This window comes from Rhodovarius sp., from assembly GCF_040399605.1.
Lineage (GTDB): Bacteria > Pseudomonadota > Alphaproteobacteria > Acetobacterales > Acetobacteraceae > Rhodovarius > Rhodovarius crocodyli_A.
The window spans coordinates 1-3,504 of record NZ_JBBARU010000146.1 but is presented as its reverse complement, the minus strand read 5'-3'; the positions used below and the strand labels follow the sequence as shown (position 1 = coordinate 3,504).

At 63.0% G+C, this 3,504-nt stretch carries 3 protein-coding genes; 2 read left to right on the top strand and 1 reads right to left on the bottom strand.

Going from position 1 to position 3,504, the window contains the following annotated elements; genetic code table 11:
- Positions 1-883 precede the first annotated feature (883 nt).
- Together ABWP84_RS18370 and ABWP84_RS18365 are read left to right on the top strand one after the other, a co-directional pair.
- Complete coding sequence (locus ABWP84_RS18370) at positions 884-1,789, top strand: site-specific integrase (RefSeq protein WP_353213473.1); 906 nt, start codon at positions 884-886, stop codon at positions 1,787-1,789.
- 18 nt (positions 1,790-1,807) lie between these two features.
- Positions 1,808-2,908 (top strand): transposase, encoded by a 1,101-nt coding sequence (locus ABWP84_RS18365; RefSeq protein WP_353213472.1) that lies wholly within the window; start codon positions 1,808-1,810, stop codon positions 2,906-2,908.
- Positions 2,909-3,294: 386 nt separating this feature from the next.
- Here ABWP84_RS18365 and ABWP84_RS18360 read toward each other — a convergent pair.
- Positions 3,295-3,504: hypothetical protein (locus tag ABWP84_RS18360; RefSeq protein WP_353213471.1), on the bottom strand; the 210-nt coding region annotated here is incomplete at its 5' end.

The window sequence follows — 3,504 nt, the reverse complement described above, 5'->3', positions numbered from 1 at the left end:
AGGACTCCACGTAGGGCTTGATCATTCGGGGAGGTCTCATCTTTTTCTGGCGAACGTCTAGGCCATCCACGGCGGGAATGGAAGCCCGAATTCAAAGAAGGACGTTACCCGCCGTTGGATGAGACGGCTTGTGTGTGCCCAGCATGGGCGTGATGTAAATGGGGTGCAAGTCCCCTGTAGGAAAACCAGACATGAAAATGAAGAGACTACCATCTGAAGCCAACTGCGGAAGGGCGACCGACCGTGGGAAGGAAGGCTAGGAGAAACCTGCGAGCCAATGGACAAGAACCGCATAGAAGGCCGACACGGCACGACGAGCTGGCACAACACAGCGAAGTCGTCTGGTTTACCCGTGGAGGTAAATGCGGTGGTTGCGCAGGGAAGCATCACGCTCTTACCTGGGGAGACCTGCCGGGAGCGATCCGGGCAGGAGTCAGCAGAGGCCATAGTAGTTGGAGACACGAGCCGGAGTGCGGAATCGCACGTCAAAATTGCCGGAAGCCTCACCCGACGAAGGGCTGAACTGCATGGGAACGTCCTAACCGCGTGGCGGACGGTCAATCCACCGATGACGCCAGACGGCGAGGTGGAACCGAGAGTCGCTGCGATGGGAAGCATGTGGGCGTTCAAGAGCAGGCTTCGGCCTGTTCTTTACGCGGGCTTGTCCCGCGTCCGAGCGGAACCGCCGTGTACGGACCCGTACGCACGGTGGTGTGGGACCCGTGGCTGGCTCTCGGAGTCAGTCACGGGGACCCGATTGAACAGAGCCGCTGCGCGGCGACTTCCCTTCGCGCAGCCTGCCGTGTTCGCGGTATTCATGGGGTGCGGCGAGTCCGGCATCATTTGTGCGCCATGAAAAAAAAGCACATCATCTAGCCGCCGTATCGCCACCACCGAGTGGTATCAGGACTACCTCCGCTTCGTCCAGCTCAAAGGACTGCGCGGCCGCTCCATCAAGACCTACCTCGGCTGGGCTTCCCAGCTTGCCGACCATTTCCCCGACACCCCGCTCCCGGATCTCGGACCACCCCAGGTTCTCGACTTCCTCATCCACCTCCAGGCCGAACGCAAGCTCTCCGGCTCCACCCTCAACCAAGCCGTCTGCGCCCTGCGCACCTTCTACCGCGACCACCTCGGCAAGACCTGGAAAATCTGGGCGAAAATCAAGATCCAGCGCATCGAGCCACTGCCCCACGTCCTCACCCGCGAGGAAGTCGCCAAGCTCCTGCGCACCTTTCGCGACGGTCGTTACCGCGCCTACTTCACCCTCGTCTATCAGTGCGGCCTGCGCCTCAGCGAAGCCCTCCACGTCCGCCCCAAGGACATCGACGGCGAACGCCTCGTCCTGCGCGTCACCCACACCAAGGGCGGCAAACCCCGCGAAGTCCCTATCAGCCCCGAACTCCTCGTCCGCCTGCGCCGCTTCTGGGCCTGGCACCGCAATCCCGACTGGCTCTTCCCCGCCCCCGGCCGCGCTTGGAAAAGCTCCGGCATCCCCCTCAAACAAGCCCTCCACGACAGCCGCCGCCCCATGACCGACTCCAGCGCCTGGGCCGCCATGAACCTCGCCCGCGCCGAATGCGGCCTCTCCAAAAAACACGAAAAACTCTGCACCCACACCCTCCGCCACAGCTACGCCACCCACATGCTCGACGCCGGCACCAGCCTCCGTCAAATCTCCGCCTACCTCGGCCACACCACCCTCAAGCCCACCCTCGTCTATCTCCACCTCACCGAGATCAGCGAGGCCAAAGCCCGCGACGCCCTCCGCACCCTCCCCGGAGTCTAGCAGTCATCTGTCAGCTCCGTGGCACTCCACCTCGCAGACCTGCTCGGTGCGCATTGGGAAAACTACGCCCATGCCCACCGGCACACCCTCACCGCCGACCACTACCGGGCCGTGCGGCGCGTCCTCGCGTGCCGCACACCCGCCCTCGGCGGGCGACTCTATCAATGCGACGGCTGCAAGGAAAAGCACTACGCCTACCACAGTTGCAACCACCGCAGCTGCCCCCAATGCGGCGCCCTCGACCAACAAATCTGGACCGCCAAACAAGAAGCCCGGCTCCTCCCCGTGCCCTACTTCATGGTCACCTTCACCCTGCCGGAGGAACTGCGCCACCTCTGCCTCCTCCATCCCGAAATCCTCTATCCACTCCTCCTCCGCCAAAGCGCCGCCGCCCTCCAAGACGTCTGCGCCACCAAGACCCACGGAGCCAAACTCGGCTTCACCAGCGTCCTCCACACCTGGGGCCGGCAAATCCAGCACCATCCCCACGTCCACCTCATCGTCCCCGCCGCCGCCCTCCATCCCAAACACAAAACCCTCCACCGCCCCGCCAGGGAAAACTTCCTCATCCACTATCAGCCCCTCGCCGCCCGCTTCCGCAGCCGCCTCCACACCGCCCTGAAAGACGACCACCCCGATCTCTACCAGAACCTCACCCCCGCCCAACGACACGTTCTATCACCCGCCAAAACCTGGAACGTCCAGCTCCAACACGCCGGCAGCGGCCGCACCGCCCTGCGCTACCTCGCCCGCTACGTCCAGCGCAGCGCCTTCGCCGCCAAACGCCTCATCGGTTATGATCCCCAAGGAAACGTCCTCCTCCACTGGACCTCCAGCGCCACCGGCAAGACCGCCGTCATGGCCCTGCACCCCCACGAATTCATACGCCGCTGGCTGCTGCATGTTTTACCCAAAGGCCTCACCCGCATCCGCCACTACGGCTACCTCGGCTCCGCCGCCCGCAAGACCCGGTTGTATATCCGTGCCCTGCTAGGCGAACTTGGCGAACCCGCCCCCAAGCTCCCCGAGCCCATCCCCTTCACCTGCCAGTGCTGCGGCGGCCTGCTCACCTTCCTGCGCGAAATCAAACCCATCTATCAAATGCGCGGCCCGCCATGAAAACCATCACCCCCATGACATTCGCGTTCCATCACCCGACCGACATTGCCCGCCGCGCCGTGTCCAGGGAACGTGCGTTCCCGAAGCCTCTTAAAACCCGTCGTTCAAGCCCAAACCCGTGCCGGCAACCCGCTCACGCCCTCAAACCCGCGTCGCCACGCCCACCGGTGAGGCGAACCGCCGTGCGGTTCGCCTCACAGCCCCCGCGAATCGCGCCGGGATTCATTAGATCGCGGTCCTGTCCACGCAAGCGCCTGATTCTCAATCACAAAATCAAAGCGCAAACCGCGTCCAACCCGCGCCCGTAGCACCCGACGGGCCTGTCCAACAACCGATAGGTTCGGGGCTATCGCCCAAACCTATCTTTGGGGTTCGCCTTCTTGGATTCATTTGTTGAGTGCGAAGAGAGCTAGCAGAAACAGTGGCACAAACAAGAGGAGAAACCATCCACCCCAACGAAGCAAGGTCGGATGGGATCGTTCGTCAATAGCTCGGCCTCTGCCCCAAAGCACCCCTGTATAGCCTGCCATCGCATCGGAGAACCAGATGCAACTCATCGGCAATATGTAGTATGCAGCGGTCTTGAATGCTTGCCC